The sequence below is a fragment of the Lysobacter sp. KIS68-7 genome (assembly GCF_021284745.1).
In the GTDB taxonomy this organism is placed as follows: Bacteria; Pseudomonadota; Gammaproteobacteria; order Xanthomonadales; family Xanthomonadaceae; genus Noviluteimonas.
In genome coordinates, this window is sequence record NZ_CP089925.1 from 1,625,508 (window position 1) to 1,646,800 (window position 21,293).

Sequence of the window (21,293 nt, forward strand, 5' to 3'; positions counted from 1 at the left end):
ATCGCGTTGGCATTCTCCGGCAACGCCGTCTTCCCCAAGGTCACCGTCGGCAGGAACTGCGGCGGACGACGCGCCTTGCTGCGCTGTTCGTACGCATTGCCGATCGACAGCAGCTTCGCTTCGCTCCACGCCGGCCCGATGAACACGATCCCGATCGGCAGCCCGTGGCTGTCGCCCATCGGCACCGTCAGGCTCGGATAGCCCGCGACCGCGGCCACGCCATACCCCGCGCCGACGAAGTGGTCGCCGAGCACCTGGTCGGTCGGCCACGCAGGCGACATCGCCGGCGCGATCAGCACGTCCAGGTTGTCCTTCTTCAACGCCGCATCGATGCCATCGGGCCCGGCCAGTCGCTTCGACTTCGCGCGCGCCTCCAGGTACGCCGCTTCACCAAGCGGGCCCTTCGCGTTCGCCTTCTCGAAGAGTTCCTGCGCGAAGTAGGGCATCTCCTGGTCCGCATGCGCCTTGTTGAATTCGATGAGCTGCGCGAGCGTCTTCGGCCCCGCGTCATGCGCCTGCAGGTAATGCTCCACGCCCGCCTTGAATTCGTACAGCAGCACCTGGAATTCCGGGTCGTCCCACTGGCCCTTCGTCGGAATCTCCGCGTCGACCACTTCCGCGCCACCCGACTTCAGCATCGCGATCGCGCGTTCCATCGCCGCATCGACGTCGGGATGGAAGCCCATTTCCTTGCGCAGCACGCCGATGCGCACGCCCTGCAGCGCATTCGGATCCAGGCGCACGTGGTAATCGAACACCGCCTTGCCGACGCTGTTGTCGGTGGCCACGTCGTTGTCGTCGCGGCCGACCATGGCCGCGAGCATCGTCGCCGCATCGGCCACGGTGCGCGTCATCGGGCCCGCCGTGTCCTGCGTGCTGGAAATCGGAATGATGCCGTCGCGGCTCACCAGGCCCACCGTCGGCTTCAATCCGACGAGGCCCGCCACCGACGCAGGACAGATGATGCTGCCGTCGGTTTCCGTGCCGACGCCGACGACCGCGAGGTTCGACGCGATCGCCGTGCCCGTGCCCGAACTCGAACCACAGGGATTGCGATCGAGCGCGTAGGGGTTCTTCGTTTGTCCGCCGCGTCCGCTCCAGCCGGAGCTCGCGCGCGTGGAGCGGAAGTTCGCCCATTCGCTGAGGTTGGTCTTGCCCAGGATCACCGCGCCGGCGGCGCGCAGGCGCTGCACGAGGAAGGCGTCGCGCTTGGGCTTGTTGTCGGCGAGCGCGAGAGAGCCGCCGGAGTTCACCATCGGCGTCGCATCGATGTTGTCCTTCAGCAGCACCGGGATGCCGTGCATCGGGCCGCGCACCTTGCCGGCCTTGCGTTCGGCGTCGAGCGCGTCGGCCTCCTTCAGTGCATCGGGATTGAGTTCGATGACCGAGTTGAGCGTCGGGCCCGCCTTGTCGATCGCCGCAATGCGATCCAGGTAGGCCTGCGCCAATGCGTGGCTCGTGAGTTCGCCGCGCGCCATGCGCGCCTGCAGGCCTGCGATGTCGGCTTCGTCGTAGGCGAAGGCAGCGGGTTTTGCGGGTTCTGCTTTCGATGCAGCGGCCGCTTTGTCGGCGGCGGGCGCGGTGGCTTCGCGCGGTTGGCAGGCCACGGTCGCGAGGACCGCGAGGGAGAGCAAGGCAAGGCGCATGGCGATTCCCCTGGGCGGCGGTTGCCGCAGGGGCGGAGCATTACGCGGCCGCCACCCGGCGGCAATAGGCCGGCGCCGTCAGAGACGGCGCTTGCGCAGGTCGCGTGCGAGCACCCAGACGATGATCACGTTGACGCCCAACACCACCAGGGCGACCCAGCCGGGGTGGCGGATCAGGGCGTAGATGTCGAAGGGCAGGTAGATCGAGGCGGCGATGCAGCCCAGCCACGAGGCCCAGGCCTTGTCGCGCCACAGGCCCCAGGCTTCGATCAGGTGCAGCACGCCGTAGGCGCCGACCGCGGCCGCGGCCAGGTGCACCGAATGGGGATTGATGGCGTTGGCCAGCCAGGCCATTGCGCCGTGCGTGGGCTCGAGCTGGAAGTAGCGGATCAGGTCTTCCGCCCAACGCTTGAGCGGGATGGGGCCGATGATCTCGAGCCCGCTCGCCGCCGACAGCGCGAGCAGGCCCTTGGCGCCTTCGATCAGCGCGATGACCCGCAGGCCCGGGTGGGCCCGCGGATCGTGCACATAAGGCCGTTCGCCGCGGGGTGCGTCCATTCGCGCGGCAGGTCGGTCAGGCAGCTCGCGACGCGCGCTTGCGATCGGTTTCGCTGCGGAACTTCTTGCGCAGGCGAATGGCCTTCGGCGTGATCTCGACGAGTTCGTCGTCGTCGATGAACTCCAGCGCCTGCTCCAGCGAGAACTTGATCGCCGGGATCAGGCCTTCGTCGTCGTCCTTGCCGGAGGCGCGGAAGTTGGTCAGCTGCTTGCCGCGCAAGGCGTTGACGGTGAGGTCGTTGTCCTTGCTGTTGATGCCGACGATCTGGCCTTCGTAGATTTCTTCGCCCGGCTCGATGAAGAGGCGGCCGCGTTCCTGCATCGCGATTTGCGCGTACGCAGGCGAGGGGCCCGTGCCGTTGGAGATCAGCACGCCGTTCTGGCGCTGGCCGATCTGGCCTTCCGACTTCGGGCCGTAATGGTCGAAGACGTGGAAGAGCAGGCCGGTGCCGGCGGTCAGCGTGCGGAACTCGGTCTGGAAACCGATCAGGCCGCGCGCGGGGATCATGTAATCCAGGCGCACGCGTCCCTTGCCGTCGGGTTCCATGTTCGTGAGGATCGCCTTGCGCTCGCCGAGGCGACCCATCACGCCGCCCTGGAACTGTTCTTCCATGTCGCAGACGAGCGATTCGAACGGCTCGGACACCACGCCGTCGATTTCCTTGATGATCACTTCGGGACGCGACACCGCGAGCTCATAGCCTTCGCGGCGCATGTTCTCGATGAGGATCGACAGGTGCAGTTCGCCGCGGCCGCTCACCTTGAACTTGTCGGCGTCGGCCGTGTCCTCGACCTTCAGCGCGACGTTGTGCTGCGTCTCGCGCGTCAGGCGGTCGCGCAGCTGGCGCGAGGTGAGGAACTTGCCGCCGCTGCGATCCTTCACGCCGGCGAACGGCGAATCGTTGACCTGGAAGGTCATCGAGATCGTGGGTTCGTCGACGGTGAGCACGGGCAGCTGTTCGACGGCGCCCGGCTCGCACAGCGTGTCGGAAATACCGAGGCCTTCCACGCCGGAGATCGCGATGATGTCGCCGGCCTGCGCTTCGCCGACTTCCACGCGCTCAAGGCCCATGAAGCCGAGCACCTGCAGCACCTTGCCGTTGCGGGTCTTGCCTTCGCGATCGACGACGGTGACCTGCTGGTTGGTCTTGATCTTGCCGCGCTGGATGCGACCGACGCCGATGATGCCGACGTAGTTGTTGTAGTCCAGCGACGTGATGCGCATCTGGAACGGGCCGGCCGGATCGACCGGCGGGGCAGGCACGTGTTCGCAGATCGCTTCGAACAGCGCGGTCATGTCGCCGTCGCGCACGCTCTCGTCCATGCCGGCGTAGCCCTGCAGGCCCGAGGCGTAGACGGTGGTGAAGTCGAGCTGGTCGTCGGTGGCGCCGAGGCGGTCGAACAGGTCGAAGGTCTGGTCGAGCACCCAGCTGGCGCGCGCGCCGGGGCGGTCGACCTTGTTGACCACGACAATCGGCTTGAAGCCCATCGCGAACGCCTTCTGCGTCACGAAGCGCGTCTGCGGCATCGGGCCGTCCATCGCGTCGACGAGGATCAGCACCGAGTCGACCATCGACAGCACGCGCTCGACCTCGCCGCCGAAGTCGGCGTGGCCCGGGGTGTCGACGATGTTGATGCGCCACACCTCGCCCGTCTTCGGGTTGGTCCAGCGGATCGCGGTGTTCTTCGACAGGATCGTGATGCCACGTTCCTTTTCGAGGTCGTTGCTGTCCATCACGCGGTCCGGGACCACGGCGCGCTCGTTGAGCGTGCCCGACTGCTTGAGCAGCTGGTCGACGAGGGTGGTCTTGCCATGGTCGACGTGGGCGACGATGGCGATATTGCGGAGGCGTTCTACGGAATCGTTGGCGGACATGCTGAATGCGCGCCGGGGAGACGCGTAGGGGGACGTTGAGAAGCCGGCAAGTATACCCGTGGGCGGAGGCGCCACGCTGACTGGCGTATCCTTCCTCGTTTCCCCCAGTCCGGAGGCTCCGCCAATGTCGCTTACTGCCGTTTTCGATACCGCCCGCGGCCCGATCCGCATCGAACTGGCCCCGGACAAGGCGCCCCTGACCGTGGCGAACTTCGTGAACCTGGCCAAGCGCGGCTTCTACGACGGGCTGAACTTCCACCGGGTCATCCCCGATTTCATGGTCCAGGGCGGCTGCCCCGAGGGCTCCGGCCGCGGCGGCCCGGGCTACCGCTTCGAGGACGAGACCGCCAATGGCCTGCGCCATGACCGCGGCGTCCTGTCGATGGCCAACGCCGGCCCGAACACCAACGGCAGCCAGTTCTTCATCACCCACGTGGCCACCCCCTGGCTCGACGGCAAGCACACCGTGTTCGGCAAGGTCGTCGAAGGCCTGGACGTCGTGGACGCGGTGAAGCAGGGCGACAAGATCAACAGCGTGAAGATCGAAGGCGACGCCGATGCGGTGCTGGCGGCGAAGGCCGACCGCGTGGCGGAGTGGAACAGGATCCTCGCGGCCTGACCGCCGTCACTCCCAATGCATGGTGTCGAGCATCCTCGACACCTTCTCTCCGTCCCGCGGGAAGTAGTACTCCCGCGGGGCGATGAAGATCGCGAGCGTCAGCCCCTCGTCGTGTTCGAACGCCGCGACGAGTCCCTGGTAGGCGAGGCCATCGGGGTTCGCCATCGTCACTTCGAAGCGCAAGCCCGCGCGGCCGCCGAAGGTGGCCGGCCGCAGGTTGGTCGCCTGGATGCCGATGAAGCCGGCGCTGGCCAGGCCGTCGGAGATCAGGTCGCGGATTTCGTCTTCGCGCAGGCCATGGTGGTAGTAGGGCCCGTCGGGTCGCCGCTTGCTCTCGCGCTGGCCGAGGAAGATGTATTCGCCCTCCTTCACCGTCGGCACCAGGTAGAGCAGGTTCAGCAGTTCGCCGTCGATCGTCCACATCTGGTAACGCGAACCGGCGGCGCGCGTCCATTCCATTTCGCTCTGGATCGTGAGCTTGCCCGCGCGCTGTGCGCCGGTGGCGACCAGCGGGCTGGTGTTGCCCACGCTGGCGCATCCGCCCAGCGCGATGCACGCACCGAGCAACAACGCATGCATCGTGCGCATCACTGCGTGCCTCCCAGCTTGTCGAGTTCGCGTTGCACGAATGCGCGGTCGTCCGCCTGCGGCGCGACCGACAGGTAACGTTGGAACGCATCGCGCGCGCCGGGTTTGTCGCCCGACTTCGCGAGTGCGAATCCGTGTTCGCGCCATGCCGCTGCCGGCGCACCCGGCATCGCGACGGCCTGCGCGTACAGGCCCGCCGCCTTGTCGCGTTCGCCCGGTGCATCGTGGCGGCGATACGCTTCGGCGAGATAGAACGTCAGCACGCCGCGATCTTCCGGCGGTGCATCGTCGAGCAGTTCCTGGATCACCAGTTGCGAACTCGCATAGCGACGCTGCGCGAGTTCGGCGACGAGCCAACCTTCGAGGAAGGGTCGCGTGGCCGCGCGGAATTGCGTCGCGTTGCGTTTGGTTCCGGGGTTCGGCACCGCGGCTGCGGCGGCGCGCACGTCGTCCAGGCGTTCCTGCGTCGCGGGGTGGGTGGCGAACACGGTGCTGTGGCTGGCGTACTTCGCAGTCTGTTCTTCGCGCAGCATGCGCGCCCACAAGTCGGCGCCGGCCTTCGGGTCGTAGCCTTGCGCCACGATCGCGGCGAAACCGATGTGGTCGGCTTCGCGTTCCATGTCGCGGCTGAACTTGAAGACGGTGGCGTAGATGCCGAGGCTGCCGAGCATCGCGGTGTTCGGCATTCCGTAACCGTAGGCGAGCATCTGGAAGGCGCTGAGGAAGGCGCTCGTGTCCTTCATGCGCCGCCATTGCCGTAGCGTGTGCTGCGCGCGGAAGTGGCCGGCTTCGTGGCCGAGCACGAAGGCGAGTTCGGCTTCGTTGCGCATGCGCAGCAAGGCGCCCGTCCAGACGATCATCGCGCCGTTCGGCGCCATGCTCGCGTTGAAGGCGGGCACGTTCATGATGTAGACGCGCAGGTCCTTGCAGTAATCCTGCGCGGCGGTGCACGCCACGCTGCGCACGTAATCGTTCAATGCCGGGTCGCGCACGCGCATGGGCGAGCGCTTGAGGTCTTCCTCCTCGCGTTCCATCGCGTACCAGAGTTCGGATTCGTCGGTGCCCGCCACGGGCGTGGTGCCGGGCGTGTTCTTGCGCATGGGTTGGCTGCTCGCGCAGGCCGCGAGGGCGAGGCAGGCGGCGACGAGGAGGGCATGGGCGCGCGTCATCGGCGGATGCCCTTGAGCAGGTGGCCCGCGGTTTGCTGCGCACCGGCCGGATTGCGCAGGTCGCCGGTCTGGTCGACCAGCAGGTTGTGCCACACCACCTGGCCGGTGCGCAGGTCGACCAGCGAAGCCAGGCCGGTCTGCATGCCGCCGCCGATGTCGCCGCCGAGCAGCAGGAAGGCGATCACCCGCATCGCCGCACGCCCGCCGCTGGTGTAGCTGTCGCGGATGTAGGTGAACAACGCGTAGTCGGCCCCCGTGGCCTCGCGCAGCGCGGCGACGCCTGGGCCGAGCGTCCAGTCGAACTTGCCGTGCTTGTTGCGCAGCGCGTTTCCGCGGCCGTAGTTGAGGATGCTGATCGAGACGGCCTGGTTCAGCAGCTGGAGCTGGCGCAACGGGTTCTCGGGGCCGGCGTCGTGGGGCAGGGTGAAGTCGGGGCGCAGCGCAATGCCCTGGGCGGCGAGCAACTGGCGGGCAGCGGCCGGGAATTCGCGACGCGCCGCGTCCGACCACTCCTTGCGGGGTTCTTCCATGCCGCCCACGCCCACCGCGGAGAGCTCGATGTCCGGTTCCACGAGGACGATGGTCCCGGTGATCGGGACCGGGTGGCCCGCCGTGTCCTGCGCCTGGCGGACCTGCGTCGACATGCAGCCGCCCAGGGCCAGCAGTGACAGCAGCAGAGCGAGGATCCACCCCGGTGCGGGGTGGCGAACGGGTCCGGCGAATGACGTCCGCTGTGCTAGCATTTCGTGCTTCCCCCGGCTGTCCGTGACAGCCCCGTCGAGCCCGTCCCCAGAGGTCTTTCCCCGATGCCTGCTCTCGCCCGGCGCATGGGTCGCGCCAAGCCTAGCGCAATCATGTTGGTGGCCGAAAAGGCCAAGCGTCTCAAATCCGAAGGCCGCGACATCATCAGCTTTTCGATCGGCGTGCCGAACTTCCTCCCGGGAGACCACGTCTATGCGGCCGCCCGTGACGCACTGGCGAAAGACACCGGCCAGTACGGCAGCAACCGCGGCGCCGATGCGCTCCTGGACGCGTTCATCAAGCACATGGAGCAGGTGGGCCTGAACGGCTACACAAGGAAGAACGTCGCCACCGGGATCGGCGCCAAGCACGTCATCTACAACCTCGCCGAAGCGCTGCTCGACGAAGGCGACACCATCTGCTTCGCGACGCCGTACTGGACCAGCTATTTCGACATCGCCGAAATCGCCGGCGCGAAGATCGACCTGCTGCCGTGCCCGGCCAGCCAGGACTACAAGATGAAGCCCGCGCAGCTCGACGCCGCGCTGGCGAAGAAGCCGAAGGTCTTCCTGTTCAACAACCCGTCCAACCCGACGGGCATGGTGTACACGAAGGAAGAAATCGCCGCGCTCGCCGACGTCGTCGCCAAGTACCCGGAGACCTGGGTCATCACCGACGACATCTACAACCGCATGGTGTTCGACGGCCTGGGCTACCACAACTTCGTGCATTCGCGCCCCGAACTGCGCGACCGCGTGATCTTCATCGATTCGCTGTCCAAGACCTACGGCATGCCCGGATGGCGCGTCGGCTTCATGGCCGGCCCGGAAGTCGTGGCGAATGCCGTGGCGACGATGAACTCCAACCACATCACCAATATCCCGGAAGTCGTGACCGCCGCGGCGATCGCTGCGCTCACGGGTCCGCAGGACGTGCCGGCCGCGAAGAACGCCGAGTTCCAGGCCAAGCGCGACCAAGTGCTGGCCGCGCTCGCGCAGATCCCGGGCATCGTGTGCCCGCGTCCGGAAGGCGCGTTCTACGTGTTCCCGGACGTCAGCGCCTTCTACGGCAAGACGCATGGCCCCACCGGCCTTGCGATCAACAACGACATCGACCTGTGCAACGCGCTGCTCGAAGCCAAGGGCGTGGCGTGCGTGCCGGGTTCGGCCTTCGGCGAACCGCGCGCGATGCGCATCAGCTACACGTGCCCGACGCCGCAGCTCGCGCCGGGCCTGGAACGCATCCAGCAGTTCTTCGCCGAACTGAAGTAAGCCACCTCTCCCTGTAATTCGTTTTGTCGGAGCAATCGCAATGAAGCAACCCGTCCGTGTTGCCGTGACCGGCGCCGCCGGCCAGATCGGCTACGCCCTGCTGTTCCGCATCGCCTCCGGCGAAATGCTCGGCAAGGACCAGCCCGTCATCCTGCAGATGCTGGAACTGCCGCTCGAGAAGGCCCAGGCCGCGCTCAAGGGCGTGATGATGGAACTCGAGGACTGCGCGTTCCCGCTGCTCGCCGGCATGGTCGGCACGGACGATCCGCGCGTCGCGTTCAAGGACGCCGACGTCGCCCTGCTCGTCGGCGCGCGTCCGCGCGGCCCGGGCATGGAGCGCAAGGACCTGCTGCTCGAGAACGCCAAGATCTTCACCGAGCAGGGCAAGGCGCTGAACGATGTCGCCTCGCGCAACGTGAAGGTGCTGGTCGTCGGCAACCCGGCGAACACCAACGCCTACATCGCGATGAAGTCCGCGCCGAACCTGCCGGCGAAGAACTTCACCGCCATGCTGCGCCTGGACCACAACCGCGCGCTGTCGCAGCTGGCCATCAAGGCCGGCGTGCAGGTGGCCGACATCGACAAGCTGGTCGTGTGGGGCAACCACTCGCCCACGATGTATCCGGATTACCGCTTCGCCACCGCCAAGGGCGGCTCGCTGAAGGACAAGATCAACGACGCCGACTGGAACGCCAACGACTTCATCCCGAAGGTCGGCAAGCGCGGCGCGGCGATCATCGAAGCGCGCGGCCTGTCGTCGGCGGCGTCGGCTGCGAATGCGGCCATCGACCACGTGCGCGACTGGGTGCTCGGCAGCAACGGCAAGTGGGTGACGATGGGCATTCCGTCCGACGGCAGCTACGGCATTCCGAAGGACGTGCTCTACGGTTTCCCGGTGACCACCGAGAACGGCGAGTACACGATGATCCGCGACCTGCCGATCGACGACTTCAGCCGCGAGCGGATGGACAAGACGCTGGCCGAGCTCGAGGAAGAGCGCGCCGGCGTGGCGCACCTGCTGTAAGCGACTTACCGAGGCGACCGCAAGGTCGCCTCGTCACTTGTGGATGCATGACATGACGCACCTGACCGCTGGCGCGCGCTTCCGCAGCGCCGTCAAAGAAGAATCCCCGCTGCAGGTGATGGGCGCCATCACCGCGTACGCCGGCCTGATGGCCAAGCGCACGGGCTACAAGGCGCTGTATCTGTCCGGCGGCGGCGTGGCCGCCAATTCGCTCGGCATGCCCGACCTCGGCATCAGCACGATGGAAGACGTGCTGATCGATGCGCGCCGCATCGTGGATGCCGCGCAGATGCCGCTGCTCGTCGACATCGACACGGGCTGGGGCGGCGCCTTCAACATCGCGCGCGCGATCCGCAACTTCACCAACATCGGCGTCGCCGCCGTGCACATGGAAGACCAGGTCGGGCAGAAGCGCTGCGGCCATCGCCCGGGCAAGGAAGTGGTGACCAAGGACGAAATGGTCGACCGCGTGAAAGCCGCGGTGGACGCGCGCACGGACGAAAGCTTCGTGATCATGGCGCGCACCGACGCTGCCGCGGTGGAAGGCATCGATTCGGCGATCGACCGCGCCTGCGCGTACGTCGAAGCCGGCGCGGACATGATCTTCCCCGAGGCGATGAAGACGCTCGAGGACTACAAGCGCTTCAAGGCCGCGGTGAAGGTGCCGATCCTGGCCAACCTCACCGAGTTCGGTTCGACGCCGTTCTTCACCACCGACGAGCTGCGCTCGGCCAACGTGGACATCGCGCTGTACTGCTGCGGTGCGTACCGCGCGATGAACAAGGGCGCGCTGCACTTCTACGAAACCGTGCGCCGCGAAGGCACGCAGAAGAACATCATCGACACGCTGCAGACGCGCGCCGAGCTGTACGACTTCCTGGGTTACCACGCGTACGAGGACAAGCTCGACGCGCTGTTCGCCAAGCCGGCCAAGTGAGCGAAGCGCCCGCCACCCCGCATACCGACTGGGATCGCATCACTGCGATCTCGGCGGTGCTGATCGGCCTGGTGGCCGTGGGCGTGGCGGCATACACCGCGGTCCTGCAGCGCGAGCAGATCCGCGCGCAGGTGTGGCCGCGCGTATTGCTCTACAACGCGGGCTCCCTGGGTGAGTTCCATATCGCCAACAAGGGCGTGGGCCCGGCGGTGATCCAGTCCGTGCGCGTCACCGTGGACGGCAAGCCGGTGCGCAACTGGGGCAAGGCGCTCACGCAGCTCGGCCTGAAGGATCCGGGGCAGAAGTACAGTTCGCTCTCCGGGATGGTGCTCTCGCCCGGCGACGACGTGCCGTACCTGCTGCCGAGCGACGCCAGCCAGTTCGTCGTGCTGCGCCACCACATGGGCGATCGCGTCAAGCTGATGCTGTGCTACTGCTCGGCGTTGAACGAATGCTGGTCCACGAGCAATTACAGCCAGTCCATGGACGATGTCCAACGGCCGGTCGATCGCTGCCCCGCAGCCGGTCCGACCGACTTCGAAAACTGATGGATGCAAGACAGGAGCAAGACATGAGCGACAACACCCCGGCACCGGGCTTCAAGCCCAAGAAGTCCGTCGCGCTGAGCGGCACCGCTGCGGGCAACACCGCGCTGTGCACCGTCGGCCGCAGCGGCAACGACCTGCATTACCGTGGTTACGACATCCACGACCTGGCGACGAAGTCGACCTTCGAGGAAGTCGCGCACCTGCTCGTGCATGGCGTGCTGCCTACCGCCTCGCAGCTGAAGATGTACAAGACCAAGCTTGCGCGCCTGCGCGGCCTGCCGGCGATCGTGCAGGAAGCGCTCGAGCTCGTGCCCGCCAACGCCCACCCGATGGACGTGATGCGCACCGGCTGCTCGGTGCTCGGCACGGTGCTGCCGGAGCGCGAAGGCCATCCGGCCTCCGAAGCGCGTGACCTGGCCGACAAGCTCATCGCGAGCTTCGGTTCGATGCTGCTGTACTGGTGGCACTTCACGCGCAACGGCCGCCGCATCGACGTGGAGACCGACGACGACAACGTCGCCGCCCACTTCCTGCACCTGCTGCACGGCGAGCCGCCGTCGAAGCTGCACGCCGATGCGCTCGACAAGTCGCTCATCCTCTACGCCGAACACGAGTTCAACGCGTCCACCTTCACCGCGCGCGTGATCGCCGGCACCGGGTCGGACATGCATTCGTGCATCACCGGCGCGATCGGCGCGCTGCGCGGCCCGAAGCATGGCGGCGCGAACGAAGTGGCGATGGACATCATCTCGCGCTACGACTCGGCCGATGAAGCCGAAGCCGACATCCGCGCGCGCGTGGAGCGCAAGGAAATCGTCATCGGCTTCGGCCACCCGGTCTACACCGTGGGCGACCCGCGCAATCCGATCATCAAGGAGATCTCGCGCAAGCTGTGCGCCGACGGCGGCAACCAGGTGCTGTTCGACGTGAGCGAGCGCATCGAGACGCTGATGTGGGACATGAAGAAGATGTTCCCGAACCTGGATTGGTACAGCGCCTCGGCCTACCACATGATGGGCATCCCGACGCCGATGTTCACGCCGCTGTTCGTCATCGCGCGCACCACCGGTTGGAGCGCGCACGTGATCGAGCAGCGCGAGGACGGCAAGATCATCCGCCCGAGCGCGAACTACATCGGGCCGGAAGATCGCGCCTACGTGCCGATCGAGAAGCGCTGATCGCTTCGCCGATGCAAAAGGAAAGGCCGCGCACTGCGCGGCCTTTCTTCATTTGAGGCCCTGGGCTTCGAGCGCCTTCCGGACACCGGGATCCGCTTCCATGCGATCGAAGAACGCATGCAGGTGGTCCAGTCCCTTGAGATCGACCTTCAGCGCCCTGGCCCAGCGCAGCACCACGAACAGGTACGGATCGACGATCGAACGCGTGCCCGTCACCCACTGCTTGCCGTCCAGCTGACGGTCGATGCGCTCGAACAGCGTGCGCAACTGCACGCGCGTGTTCGCCTGCACGGTGTCGATGTCGTCCTGGTCGAGGAAGGCGACGCTGCCGAACCACACCTTGAACAAAGGATGCACATCCGAGTTCACCAGCGAGAGCCACTGGTTCACGACGGCGCGTGACTCCGGCGTGCCGTCGCCGCCCAGTTTCGATTCCGGATGCTTGTCGGCGAGGTAGTTCAGGATCGCGACGTTCTGGGTGAGGATCCAGTCGCCGATGATCAGCGCAGGCACCGCGCCCGCTGGATTGATCGCGAGGTAGGCCGGTTGCTTGCGCTCTTCGCGCGAGACCAGTTGGGCGTCGAACGGTTCACCGATCCATTCGAGCGCGATGTGGTCGGCGAGCGCGCACGTGCCCGGCGTGTAATACAACTTCATGCAGCGGCTCCTTTGCGTTGAAGCCGCGATGATCGGCGTGCGGGCGCCGAGCGACAACCGCGCCTGCTGCAACGAATCGTTGTCGGTTCAACCGTGGCGCGGGCGCAGCGACTGCACGCGATAGAAGGTGTGGTCGCCGATCGTGGCCACTTGATACGCGTTGCGCCACGAGGGGCTGGCGATCGCGGATGCGGCGAAGTGGCTCGCGCCCGGCACGATCTCCTTGCGCTGGCCATCGGGCAGGGCCCAGTTGCGTTCGGCCTCCAGCGCGATGGTCACCGCCTGTGCCCACGCTTCGCCGCCGCGCAGGCGCGTGCCTGCTGGAACGAGAGTGGGGGCGAACTGTTTGCGCGCGGTGACCACCGAACACAGGTTGTCGCCCCACAGGCCGCTGTCGCGGCGACGCAGGGCGACTTCGGCGACCGCCTGCTGGCCGATCGCGGACTGGTCGCGCGATTCCAGGTAGACGGTCGTGCTCAGGCACAGCGAGTCTGCAGCCGGCTGCGGCAATACCTGCGACAGCCAGAGGATCCAGGCCAGCTTCATCGTCGGACTCCTTGCTCCGTTGCGCCGTCGGCCAATGGATCGACCGGTGCGGCATGGCGTACTGGGGAGGGCGGCGGCTCTGTCGGCTGCCTTTGCCCGGGGCGCCCGCGAAGGGGCGCCGGGTGAAAAAGTGTGCGCACGGTAACGATCGGTTTCCCAACCGTTCCTGAACGGCTCGCGTAAGCTGCTGAGTTACTTGTGTTTTTTATGTGAATGCGCTACGGCCGGTGCCGGTGCCTCATTCCCACACCATCGGCTTGAAGCCGCCCCAGAACATGCGCTTGCCGTCGAAGGGCAGGTCCTTGGGATTCGTCATCATGGCGGCCAGTCGCGGGTCCTTCATGACCTGCTTGTTGATGCGATTCCGCGCGGCCTTCGTCTTGTAGATGATCCAGGAGAAGACCACGACCTCGCCGGTCTTGCGCTTCACGGCCTGCGGGAAACTGGTGACCTTGCCGGGTTGCACATCGTCTTCGACGCTCTCGACGATCTCGATGGCGCCGTATTCCTTCCATACGGCGGCGGCCTTCTTGGCCATCTTCTTGTAGGCCGCGAGCTTCGCTTTGGGCACGGGCAGGACATAGCCATCGATGTACATGGAGCACCTCCGGGGCGGCTGGGACCGCCAACGGTGCGCTTGCAGGCGTTAAAGCCGTGCGGCGAGACGGGTGCCCTGGTCGATGGCGCGCTTGGCGTCGAGTTCGGCCGCGACATCGGCGCCGCCGATCACGTGGACCTCGCATCGAGCCGCCTGCAAGGGATCGAGCAGCTCGCGTCGCGGTTCCTGGCCTGCGCAGACGACGACGTGGTCGACATCGAGGCATTGCTCGCTGCCGTCGACGCGGATGCGCAGGCCTGCATCGTCGACGCCGAGGTATTCGACACCGCCCAACATGCGCACGCCCTTGGCCTTCAGCGTCGCGCGATGGATCCATCCCGTCGTCTTGCCCAGCCGCGCGCCGGGGCGGCCTTCGGTGCGCTGCAGCAACCACACCGCGCGCGCAGGCGGTTCCGGTCGCGCGACGGCAAGACCGCCGCGCGCCTGGAAGGACGCGTCGATGCCCCATTCGGCCATCCAGCGTTTCGCATCGAGGGAAGGCGAGGGGCCTTCGTGCACGAGGAATTCGGCGACGTCGAAGCCGATGCCCCCCGCGCCGACGATCGCCACGCGCGGCCCGCATGCGACGCGGCCTTCCAACACGTCGAGGTAGGACACGACCTTCGGATGTGTCGCGCCCGCGAACGATACGCCGCGCGGCATGACGCCGGTCGCGAGCACCACCGCGTCGAACCCCTGCAACGTGTCGGCTTCCACGCGGGTACCGAGGCGCAGCTCCACGCCCGTCTCCGCGATGCGATGGCGGAAGTAACGCAGCGTCTCGTGGAATTCCTCCTTGCCCGGAATGCGCTTGGCGAGGTTGAACTGGCCGCCGATGTCGTTCGCCATGTCGAACAAAGCGACGCGATGGCCACGCGCGGCGGCTTCGGTCGCACAGGCCAGGCCCGCGGGACCGGCGCCCACCACTGCGATGCGGCGCGCGGCTTGCACGGGCTTCACGACAAGTTCGGTTTCCGCGCATGCGCGCGGATTCACCAGGCAACTCGCGCGCTTGTTCTCGAATACGTGGTCCAGGCATGCCTGGTTGCACGCGATACAGGTGTTGATCGCGAATGCGCGTCCGGCGCGCGCCTTGTTCGGCCACTGCGGATCGGCCAGCAGCGGGCGCGCCATCGACACCAGGTCCGCGCCGCCCGAAGCGAGCACGCCTTCGGCGACATCCGGCATGTTGATGCGGTTGGTGGCGACCAGCGGCAGGCGCACGTGCGGGCGCAGCTTCGCCGTCACGCCGGTGAACGCGGCGCGCGGCACCGACGTGGCGATCGTCGGAATGCGCGCCTCGTGCCAACCGATGCCGGTGTTGAGGATCGTCGCGCCCGCGGCCTCGATCGCCTGCGCCTGCAGCACGATGTCATTCCAGTCCGAGCCGCCTTCGACCAGGTCGAGCATCGACAGGCGATAGACGATGATGAAATCCGGCCCGCACGCTTCGCGTACGCGCCGCACGATCTCCACCGCGAAGCGCATGCGCTGCGCCGTGTCGCCGCCCCACGCATCGCTGCGCTTGTTGGTGCGCGACACGGTGAACTGGTTGATGAGGTAACCCTCCGAACCCATCACCTCCACGCCGTCGTAGCCCGCTTCGCGCGCGAACTTCGCCGCGTGCGCATAGGCATCGATCTGGCGTTCGACACCACGCGCCGACAAGGCGCGCGGCGTGAACGGATTGATCGGCGCTTTCAGCTTCGACGGCGCGACCGACAGCGGGTGGTAGGCGTAGCGTCCGGCGTGCAGCAACTGCAGGCAGATGTGCGCGCCATGCGCATGCACCGCCTGCGTGACCTGGCGATGCGGCCGCACTTCGTGCCGCCAGGACAACTTGCCGGCGAAGGGCTTCAGCCAGCCCACGATGTTCGGCGCGAAACCGCCGGTGACGATCAGCCCCGCGCCACCTTCGGCACGTTCGGCGAAGTAGGCGGCGAGCTTCGGGAAATCCTTCGCCCGGTCCTCCAGCCCCGTGTGCATCGAGCCCATCAGGATGCGGTTCCGCAGCGTCGCGAAGCCGAGGTCGAGCGGGCGGAACAGGTGGGGGTAGGGCGTGTCGGCGGCGGCGTGCGTGGAGCCAGTCGGTTCGAGAAGGGCAGACATGCGCATACGCCGGCGTACGGGAGCGCGCACGATGCCTGCATTCGCGCCGCCGCTCAAGCAGGCGGCGGTGCGGGGTGTCAGTCGAAGGCGAAGGCGTCCAGCGCCAGCGACCCGAATTCATGCGACTGGTGGAGGTGGCGCATGGTCGGCGCATCGCCCGCGGCGCCGAGGGCGACGAACAAGGGCATCAGGTGCTCGACCGTCGGATGCGCATGGCGGGCGTGCGGTGCGCGTGCATGCCAGTCGGCGAGCGCGTCGACGTCATGCTCGCGCAGGCGCCCGCGCATCCAGTCGGCGAATTCGGCGGCCCAGGGGGCGAGCGGGGCATCCGGATGCTGCCAATCCAGGTCGCCCAGGTTGTGGACGAAGCCGCCCGAGCCGATCACGAGGACGCCGTCCTCGCGCAGGCCGGCCAGCGCGCGACCGAGCGCGATGTGCGCAGCGGCATCGCCGCGCGGATCGACCGACAGGGGCACGACGGGGATGTCGGCGTCCGGATACATGCGTCGCAGAGGCACCCATACGCCGTGATCGAGGCCGTGCTCCGTCGCAGGTCGCACCGTGATGCCCGCGTCCCCGATCCGACGCACGAGGTCGTCGGCGAGCACGGGCAGACCGGCGGCGGGGTATTGCAGGTCGTAGAGCGCGGGCGGAAAGCCGCCGAAATCGTGCACGGTGCGCGGCAACGCGGCGGTACCGACGTGCGTCGGCGCGGCCGTGAAATGCGCCGACGCGACGACGATCGCGCGCGGCCTCGGCAGTTGGCCGCCGAGCGCGTCGAGGAAGCGGCCGGCGGCCGAATCCTGCACGGCGAGCATCGGCGAACCGTGCGAAAGGAAGAGGGTCGGCATCGTGTCCATGCCCGCAAGATGCGCGCGCGGCGGCCGCGGACCAAGCTCGGCAGGCGCACAGGTGCGTTGCATTCGCGCAACGTCGACCGATGGTCGGGACGTCCGCCTCGCCCCCGGTCTGGCAAAATGCGCGGCTTCCCTCCGCCATCGATGCCCGCATGAGCCACCACGACGTCCGTTCCGCAGTCCGCCCGAACCCCGACCAGCCGATGGTCGACATCGCCAACTACGTCGTCGACTACAAGGTCGACTCCCAGGAGGCCTACGACACCGCGCGCTACATGCTGCTCGATTCGCTGGCGTGCGCGATGCTCGCGATGAAGTTCGAAGGCTGCGTGAAGCACCTCGGTCCGATCGTGCCGGGCGCGACCCTGCCGGGCGGCGCGCTCGTGCCGGGCACGTCCTGGGAACTCGACCCGGTCCAGGCCGCCTTCAACATCGGCACGCTCGTGCGCTGGCTCGACTTCAACGACACCTGGCTCGCCGCCGAATGGGGCCATCCGTCGGACAACCTCGGCGCGATCCTCGCCGTCGCCGATTGGATGAACCGCCAGGAATTGCGCGACGGCGGCAAGAAGCCGATCACCGTCCGCGACGTGCTGGGCTGGGCGATCAAGGCCCACGAAATCCAGGGCGTGTACGCGCTGCAGAACTCCTTCAACCGCGTCGGCCTGGACCACGTGATCCTCGTCCGCCTGGCGTCCACTGCCGTGGCCACCGCAATGCTGGGCGGCACCAAGGACGAAATCGTCACCGCCGTTTCGCATTCGTGGATCGACAACGGCGTGCTGCGCACCTACCGCCACGCGCCGAACACCGGCCCGCGCAAGAGCTGGGCCGCCGGCGACGCCTGCCGCCGCGCCGTGACGCACGCGCTGAACGCGGTGAACAAGAAGGTCGTGGGCTATCCGAGCGCGCTGAGCGCGAAGACCTGGGGCTTCTACGACGTGGCGTTCAAGGGCAAGGAGTTCCAGTTCGAGCGCCCCTTCGGCAGCTACGTGATGGAAAACGTCCTGTTCAAGATCTCCTTCCCGGCCGAATTCCACGCGCAAACCGCGGTGGAAGCCGCGATGCAGCTGCACACCCAGGTGAAGGCCCGCATCGGCGACATCGAGCGCATCGAGATCGAAACGCAGGAAGCCGGCGTCCGCATCATCGACAAGACCGGCCCGCTGGCCAACTACGCCGACCGCGACCACTGCATCCAGTACATGGTGGCCGTCCCGCTGATCTTCGGCCGACTCACCGCCGACGATTACAACGACGACGTCGCGGCCGACCCGCGCATCGACGCCCTGCGCGACAAGATGGTCGTGAAGGAAAACCCGCAGTTCACGAAGGACTACTTCGACGCCGAAAAGCGCTACATCGGCAACTCGGTGCAGGTGTTCTTCAAGGACGGCACGAGCACCGACAAGGTGTCCATCGATTTCCCGATCGGCCACCGCAAGCGCCGCGCCGAAGGCATCCCCGTGCTCATGGCGAAGTTCCAGTCGGCGATCCGGGCGCACCTCCCGGGCGCGCAGGCCGAGCGTCTCATGGCCCTGGCGAACAAGCCGGCCGACCTCGAAGCCATGCCCATCTCCGACTTCCTGAACCTTTACCGGGTATAAAATCGTTCCGCCAAACGGGGGTTGGCACTCCCTAAACGTTATGCTAGCGTTAACAAGGCCTTCATGCGGCCCGTCATAGGTTGAGCCTGAAGCCGTGTCGGACATGCGGCCGTCTGAACGAAATGAAAAAGCGTTAAGTTTCTTTACCCTGATCAAGGAGCTGAACATGAACAAGAAACTCCTCTGCGCTGCGCTGCTGGCAGGCATGGGCGTCGCGCAGGCTGCTGCCGCGCAGGACTTCGACGACCGTTGGTACGTCTCGGGTTCCACCGGCGTGAACTTCCAGGACAACGACCGCCACACCGAAGACGCGATCTTCGCGACCCTCGGCGTTGGCAAGTTCTTCACCCCGAACTGGTCGGTCGACGCCGAATTCAACTACCAGAACCCGGACAAGTCCTCCAACCCGAACCTGTGGTGGAGCCAGTACGGCGTGTCGGCTGACGCCCGTTACCACTTCCGTCACGCGGACGCCAAGTGGTGGCCGTATGTCCGCATGGGCCTGGGCTGGCAGCGTCACGAGGAAGAGTTCGTTCGTGATCCGGCTTATGGCACCCCGAACGGTGGCTTCCCGGCGCAGCATTCGGACAACAACGTCGCCCTGAACCTCGGCGCCGGCCTGCAGTTCGACTTCGGTCGCGTCGACCTCCGCACGGAAGTCGGCACCCGCGTCGACTTCGACAGCGAGCAGGCCCGTCCGCCGCAGGACCAGCAGGACTACTTCACCGACCTGCTCGCCTCGGTCGGCCTGACCGTGGCCCTCGGCCCGGAACCGGCTGCCCCGGTTGCCCCGGCTCCGGCGGCCCCGTCGTGCGCCGACATGGACGACGACGGCGACGGCGTGAACAACTGCGACGACAAGTGCCCCGGCTCGCAGGCTGGCCAGACCATCGGTCCGGACGGCTGCCCGGTCCCGGTCACGATCGACCTGAAGGGCGTCAACTTCGACTTCGACAAGTCGACGCTGCGTCCGGACGCGATCCAGATCCTCGGTGAAGCCACCGAAATCCTGAAGCGCTACCCCGACCTGAAGGTTGAAGTCGCCGGTCACACCGATTCCAAGGGTACCGACGAGTACAACCAGAAGCTGTCGGAGCGTCGCGCCAAGGCGGTGTACGACTACCTGACCAGCAACGGCGTCGACGCCGGTCGCCTGGTCGGTCCGGTTGGCTACGGCGAGAGCCGTCCGATCGCGCCGAACACCAACGAAGACGGTTCGGACAATCCGGAAGGCCGTGCGCGCAACCGCCGCACCGAGCTGAACGTCCAGAACTAAGCTCGACGGTAGTTCGTTCCACGTAACACGAAGAAGCCCGGCCTCGCGCCGGGCTTTTTCTTTTGTGCGCTCCGTTCGCACATTCACGGCAAGCTGTGATGCGCTTCGGTTGTTCGCAAGGTGCAGGCGTGCCTACACTCCGGCGCACATGAGGGAGGAACGAACAATGAAGCGCATGCTGACTGCGGTGACCTTGTTGATGTTGGCGGGCGTTGCGCAAGCGCAATCCTCCAACTGCTCGATGCTTGGCACGCCCAACGCGCTGCCCGTGAATCCCACGGTGCTCCCCGCCCTCGCGCCCGAACTCACTGCACCGAGCCACCAGCTCGGCGCGCCCACCGGCGTGCTCGCGCAGGCGTTCGACGAGACGCAGGCGATCGACAACGTCCTGTTCCGCCTCAGGCTCGAAGGTTGCCGCAGCGTCGCCAATGCGCTGCCTGCACCGTCGCCTGGCGCGGCTCCGGCGGCTGCGCCGGGTGCGGCGCCCGCGGGCGGCACCATCATCGATGCGGCGACCTACAAGCCGCAGACGCAGTTCGACAACACGCCGTGGCGGTTCGACATGAACCAGAACGGCAAGCGCATGACCGCCGAAGAATTCGACCAGTGGATGAAGGCGCGCGGCGTGCGCGTGGCCAAAGGCAACGGCACGGCACCTGCAGCGGCGGCAACGCCTGCCGCAACGCCCGCCGGCGCGCCTCCCGGCACGCAGCCTGCGACCACCGAGACGCCGAAGAAGCCCGACGGCAGCAAGTAATCGCCGGCGCCACGCCCCGCCACGGCCTCGCCCGCGCGTTGTCCAAGCGCGGGGTGTGCTCGCGCACGCAAGCCACCGAATGGATCCGCGCCGGGCGCGTGAGCGTCGACGGGCGCATCGTGCGCGATCCTGAATTCCCGACGGTGGCCGGGCGCCACCGCATCGCCGTCGACGGGCGCGACATCGATGCACCGACGCAACGCCTGCACCTGATGCTCAACAAGCCGCGCGGCCTGGTCACCACCGCGCGCGATGAACGCGACCGCGACACCGTGTATCGCTGCTTCGATGGCGCAGGCCTGCCCTGGGTCGCACCGGTCGGGCGCCTGGACAAGGCGAGCGAAGGCCTGCTGCTGTTTTCCAACGATCCGGCCTGGGCCGCACGCATCACCGACCCTGGGACCGGCCCGGACAAGCGTTACCACGTGCAGGTCGATCGCCTGCCCGATGCGGCCATGCTCGCGACGCTGCAAGCGGGCCTGGAGATCGAGGGCGAGCGCTTCCACGCGAAATCCGCCAGCGTGCTGCGCAGCGGCGAACGCACGGCATGGCTCGACATCGTGCTGGACGAGGGGCGCAACCGACAGATCCGCCGCATGCTCGCGGCCCTGGACATCGACGTGCTGCGCCTGGTGCGCGTGGCGATCGGCCCCCTGGAACTCGGCGCCCTGGCCAAGGGCGCGTGGCGCGCCCTGACCGACGACGAGGTCGCCGCGCTCGGCGGCTGACCC

The 21,293-nt window shown here is 67.1% G+C and carries 20 protein-coding genes and 1 pseudogene; 10 read left to right on the forward strand and 11 right to left on the reverse strand.

Going from position 1 to position 21,293, the window contains the following annotated elements; translation table 11 throughout:
* Positions 1-68 precede the first annotated feature (68 nt).
* From LVB87_RS07820 to typA, 3 genes and pseudogenes are all read right to left on the reverse strand, one after another.
* Positions 69-1,646 (reverse strand): annotated as a pseudogene (locus tag LVB87_RS07820) (amidase); the annotation flags it as partial.
* Positions 1,647-1,724: 78 nt separating this feature from the next.
* The gene (locus LVB87_RS07825) at positions 1,725-2,204 is read right to left on the reverse strand and encodes a DUF2127 domain-containing protein (protein ID WP_232897431.1); all 480 of its coding nucleotides are present in this window, start codon (positions 2,202-2,204) and stop codon (positions 1,725-1,727) included.
* Between the two features lie 16 nt (positions 2,205-2,220).
* The gene (typA, locus tag LVB87_RS07830; protein WP_232897432.1) at positions 2,221-4,080 is read right to left on the reverse strand and encodes a translational GTPase TypA; all 1,860 of its coding nucleotides are present in this window, start codon (positions 4,078-4,080) and stop codon (positions 2,221-2,223) included.
* A 124-nt stretch (positions 4,081-4,204) separates the two neighbouring features.
* On the opposite strand from typA, the gene LVB87_RS07835 reads away from it, so the two are divergent.
* Positions 4,205-4,699, forward strand: coding sequence for a peptidylprolyl isomerase (locus LVB87_RS07835; protein WP_232897433.1), 495 nt, complete (start codon positions 4,205-4,207; stop codon positions 4,697-4,699).
* 6 nt (positions 4,700-4,705) lie between these two features.
* On the opposite strand, the gene LVB87_RS07840 is transcribed toward LVB87_RS07835, so the two are convergent.
* Genes LVB87_RS07840 through LVB87_RS07850 form a run of 3 tightly spaced genes read right to left on the reverse strand, consistent with a single transcriptional unit; the run spans position 4,706 to position 7,100 of the window.
* Complete coding sequence (locus tag LVB87_RS07840; protein ID WP_232897434.1) at positions 4,706-5,287, reverse strand: hypothetical protein; 582 nt, start codon at positions 5,285-5,287, stop codon at positions 4,706-4,708.
* On the reverse strand, positions 5,287-6,456 hold the full coding sequence (locus LVB87_RS07845; RefSeq protein ID WP_232897435.1) for a M48 family metallopeptidase: 1,170 nt from the start codon (positions 6,454-6,456) through the stop codon (positions 5,287-5,289). The genes LVB87_RS07840 and LVB87_RS07845 overlap by 1 nt, the downstream gene beginning before the upstream one ends.
* A complete protein-coding gene (locus tag LVB87_RS07850; RefSeq protein ID WP_232897436.1) occupies positions 6,453-7,100 on the reverse strand; it encodes a hypothetical protein in 648 nt (215 codons plus the stop codon). Before LVB87_RS07850 ends, LVB87_RS07845 begins: the two co-directional genes overlap by 4 nt.
* Positions 7,101-7,310: 210 nt before the next feature.
* Here LVB87_RS07850 and LVB87_RS07855 point away from each other — a divergent pair, with 210 nt between their 5' ends.
* From LVB87_RS07855 to prpC, 5 genes are read left to right on the forward strand one after another with little or no spacing between them, the layout of a single operon-like run.
* Complete coding sequence (locus LVB87_RS07855) at positions 7,311-8,468, forward strand: aminotransferase class I/II-fold pyridoxal phosphate-dependent enzyme (protein ID WP_232897437.1); 1,158 nt, start codon at positions 7,311-7,313, stop codon at positions 8,466-8,468.
* 40 nt (positions 8,469-8,508) lie between these two features.
* Complete coding sequence (locus LVB87_RS07860) at positions 8,509-9,492, forward strand: malate dehydrogenase (RefSeq protein WP_232897438.1); 984 nt, start codon at positions 8,509-8,511, stop codon at positions 9,490-9,492.
* 52 nt (positions 9,493-9,544) lie between these two features.
* A complete protein-coding gene (gene prpB / locus LVB87_RS07865) occupies positions 9,545-10,429 on the forward strand; it encodes a methylisocitrate lyase (protein WP_232897439.1) in 885 nt (294 codons plus the stop codon).
* Positions 10,426-10,977, forward strand: coding sequence for a hypothetical protein (locus LVB87_RS07870; RefSeq protein WP_232897440.1), 552 nt, complete (start codon positions 10,426-10,428; stop codon positions 10,975-10,977). Before prpB ends, LVB87_RS07870 begins: the two co-directional genes overlap by 4 nt.
* 23 nt (positions 10,978-11,000) lie before the next feature.
* The gene (gene prpC, locus LVB87_RS07875) at positions 11,001-12,155 is read left to right on the forward strand and encodes a 2-methylcitrate synthase (protein ID WP_232897441.1); all 1,155 of its coding nucleotides are present in this window, start codon (positions 11,001-11,003) and stop codon (positions 12,153-12,155) included.
* A gap of 48 nt (positions 12,156-12,203) precedes the next feature.
* Here prpC and LVB87_RS07880 read toward each other — a convergent pair whose 3' ends face one another.
* The 5 genes from LVB87_RS07880 to LVB87_RS07900 form a co-directional block, all read right to left on the reverse strand.
* Positions 12,204-12,812 (reverse strand): glutathione S-transferase N-terminal domain-containing protein, encoded by a 609-nt coding sequence (locus LVB87_RS07880; RefSeq protein WP_232897442.1) that lies wholly within the window; start codon positions 12,810-12,812, stop codon positions 12,204-12,206.
* An 87-nt stretch (positions 12,813-12,899) separates the two neighbouring features.
* Positions 12,900-13,358, reverse strand: coding sequence for a cell wall hydrolase (locus LVB87_RS07885; RefSeq protein ID WP_232897443.1), 459 nt, complete (start codon positions 13,356-13,358; stop codon positions 12,900-12,902).
* A 238-nt stretch (positions 13,359-13,596) separates the two neighbouring features.
* Positions 13,597-13,956 carry a DUF1428 domain-containing protein gene (locus LVB87_RS07890; protein WP_232897444.1) on the reverse strand — a complete coding sequence of 120 codons (360 nt, stop codon included), beginning with the start codon at positions 13,954-13,956 and terminating at the stop codon, positions 13,597-13,599.
* A 48-nt stretch (positions 13,957-14,004) separates the two neighbouring features.
* The gene (locus LVB87_RS07895) at positions 14,005-16,065 is read right to left on the reverse strand and encodes an NADPH-dependent 2,4-dienoyl-CoA reductase (protein WP_232897445.1); all 2,061 of its coding nucleotides are present in this window, start codon (positions 16,063-16,065) and stop codon (positions 14,005-14,007) included.
* 77 nt (positions 16,066-16,142) lie between these two features.
* A complete protein-coding gene (locus LVB87_RS07900) occupies positions 16,143-16,916 on the reverse strand; it encodes a class III extradiol ring-cleavage dioxygenase (RefSeq protein WP_232897446.1) in 774 nt (257 codons plus the stop codon).
* Positions 16,917-17,074: 158 nt separating this feature from the next.
* Here LVB87_RS07900 and LVB87_RS07905 point away from each other — a divergent pair, with 158 nt between their 5' ends.
* From LVB87_RS07905 to LVB87_RS07920, 4 genes are all read left to right on the forward strand, one after another.
* A complete protein-coding gene (locus LVB87_RS07905) occupies positions 17,075-18,529 on the forward strand; it encodes a bifunctional 2-methylcitrate dehydratase/aconitate hydratase (RefSeq protein ID WP_232897447.1) in 1,455 nt (484 codons plus the stop codon).
* Positions 18,530-18,695: 166 nt separating this feature from the next.
* Positions 18,696-19,805, forward strand: a complete 1,110-nt coding sequence (locus LVB87_RS07910; protein WP_232897448.1) for an OmpA family protein — start codon at positions 18,696-18,698, stop codon at positions 19,803-19,805.
* Positions 19,806-19,971: 166 nt separating this feature from the next.
* Positions 19,972-20,562, forward strand: a complete 591-nt coding sequence (locus LVB87_RS07915; RefSeq protein WP_232897449.1) for a hypothetical protein — start codon at positions 19,972-19,974, stop codon at positions 20,560-20,562.
* Positions 20,562-21,290, forward strand: coding sequence for a pseudouridine synthase (locus tag LVB87_RS07920; RefSeq protein WP_343223425.1), 729 nt, complete (start codon positions 20,562-20,564; stop codon positions 21,288-21,290). The genes LVB87_RS07915 and LVB87_RS07920 overlap by 1 nt, the downstream gene beginning before the upstream one ends.
* The last annotated feature ends 3 nt before the right edge of the window (positions 21,291-21,293 follow it).

Bases quoted from the DNA above. Each gene is read 5' to 3' on its own strand.
- LVB87_RS07825 (WP_232897431.1), bottom strand. From the start codon at position 2,204: ATGGACGCACCCCGCGGCGAACGGCCTTATGTGCACGATCCGCGGGCC.
- LVB87_RS07835 (WP_232897433.1), top strand. From the start codon at position 4,205: ATGTCGCTTACTGCCGTTTTCGATACCGCCCGCGGCCCGATCCGCATC.
- LVB87_RS07840 (WP_232897434.1), bottom strand. From the start codon at position 5,287: ATGCGCACGATGCATGCGTTGTTGCTCGGTGCGTGCATCGCGCTGGGC.
- LVB87_RS07860 (WP_232897438.1), top strand. From the start codon at position 8,509: ATGAAGCAACCCGTCCGTGTTGCCGTGACCGGCGCCGCCGGCCAGATC.
- prpB (WP_232897439.1), top strand. From the start codon at position 9,545: ATGACGCACCTGACCGCTGGCGCGCGCTTCCGCAGCGCCGTCAAAGAA.
- LVB87_RS07845 (WP_232897435.1), bottom strand. From the start codon at position 6,456: ATGACGCGCGCCCATGCCCTCCTCGTCGCCGCCTGCCTCGCCCTCGCG.
- LVB87_RS07890 (WP_232897444.1), bottom strand. From the start codon at position 13,956: ATGTACATCGATGGCTATGTCCTGCCCGTGCCCAAAGCGAAGCTCGCG.
- LVB87_RS07855 (WP_232897437.1), top strand. From the start codon at position 7,311: ATGTTGGTGGCCGAAAAGGCCAAGCGTCTCAAATCCGAAGGCCGCGAC.
- LVB87_RS07885 (WP_232897443.1), bottom strand. From the start codon at position 13,358: ATGAAGCTGGCCTGGATCCTCTGGCTGTCGCAGGTATTGCCGCAGCCG.
- prpC (WP_232897441.1), top strand. From the start codon at position 11,001: ATGAGCGACAACACCCCGGCACCGGGCTTCAAGCCCAAGAAGTCCGTC.
- LVB87_RS07900 (WP_232897446.1), bottom strand. From the start codon at position 16,916: ATGCCGACCCTCTTCCTTTCGCACGGTTCGCCGATGCTCGCCGTGCAG.
- LVB87_RS07895 (WP_232897445.1), bottom strand. From the start codon at position 16,065: ATGTCTGCCCTTCTCGAACCGACTGGCTCCACGCACGCCGCCGCCGAC.
- LVB87_RS07850 (WP_232897436.1), bottom strand. From the start codon at position 7,100: ATGTCGACGCAGGTCCGCCAGGCGCAGGACACGGCGGGCCACCCGGTC.
- LVB87_RS07880 (WP_232897442.1), bottom strand. From the start codon at position 12,812: ATGAAGTTGTATTACACGCCGGGCACGTGCGCGCTCGCCGACCACATC.
- LVB87_RS07910 (WP_232897448.1), top strand. From the start codon at position 18,696: ATGAACAAGAAACTCCTCTGCGCTGCGCTGCTGGCAGGCATGGGCGTC.
- typA (WP_232897432.1), bottom strand. From the start codon at position 4,080: ATGTCCGCCAACGATTCCGTAGAACGCCTCCGCAATATCGCCATCGTC.
- LVB87_RS07905 (WP_232897447.1), top strand. From the start codon at position 17,075: ATGAGCCACCACGACGTCCGTTCCGCAGTCCGCCCGAACCCCGACCAG.
- LVB87_RS07915 (WP_232897449.1), top strand. From the start codon at position 19,972: ATGAAGCGCATGCTGACTGCGGTGACCTTGTTGATGTTGGCGGGCGTT.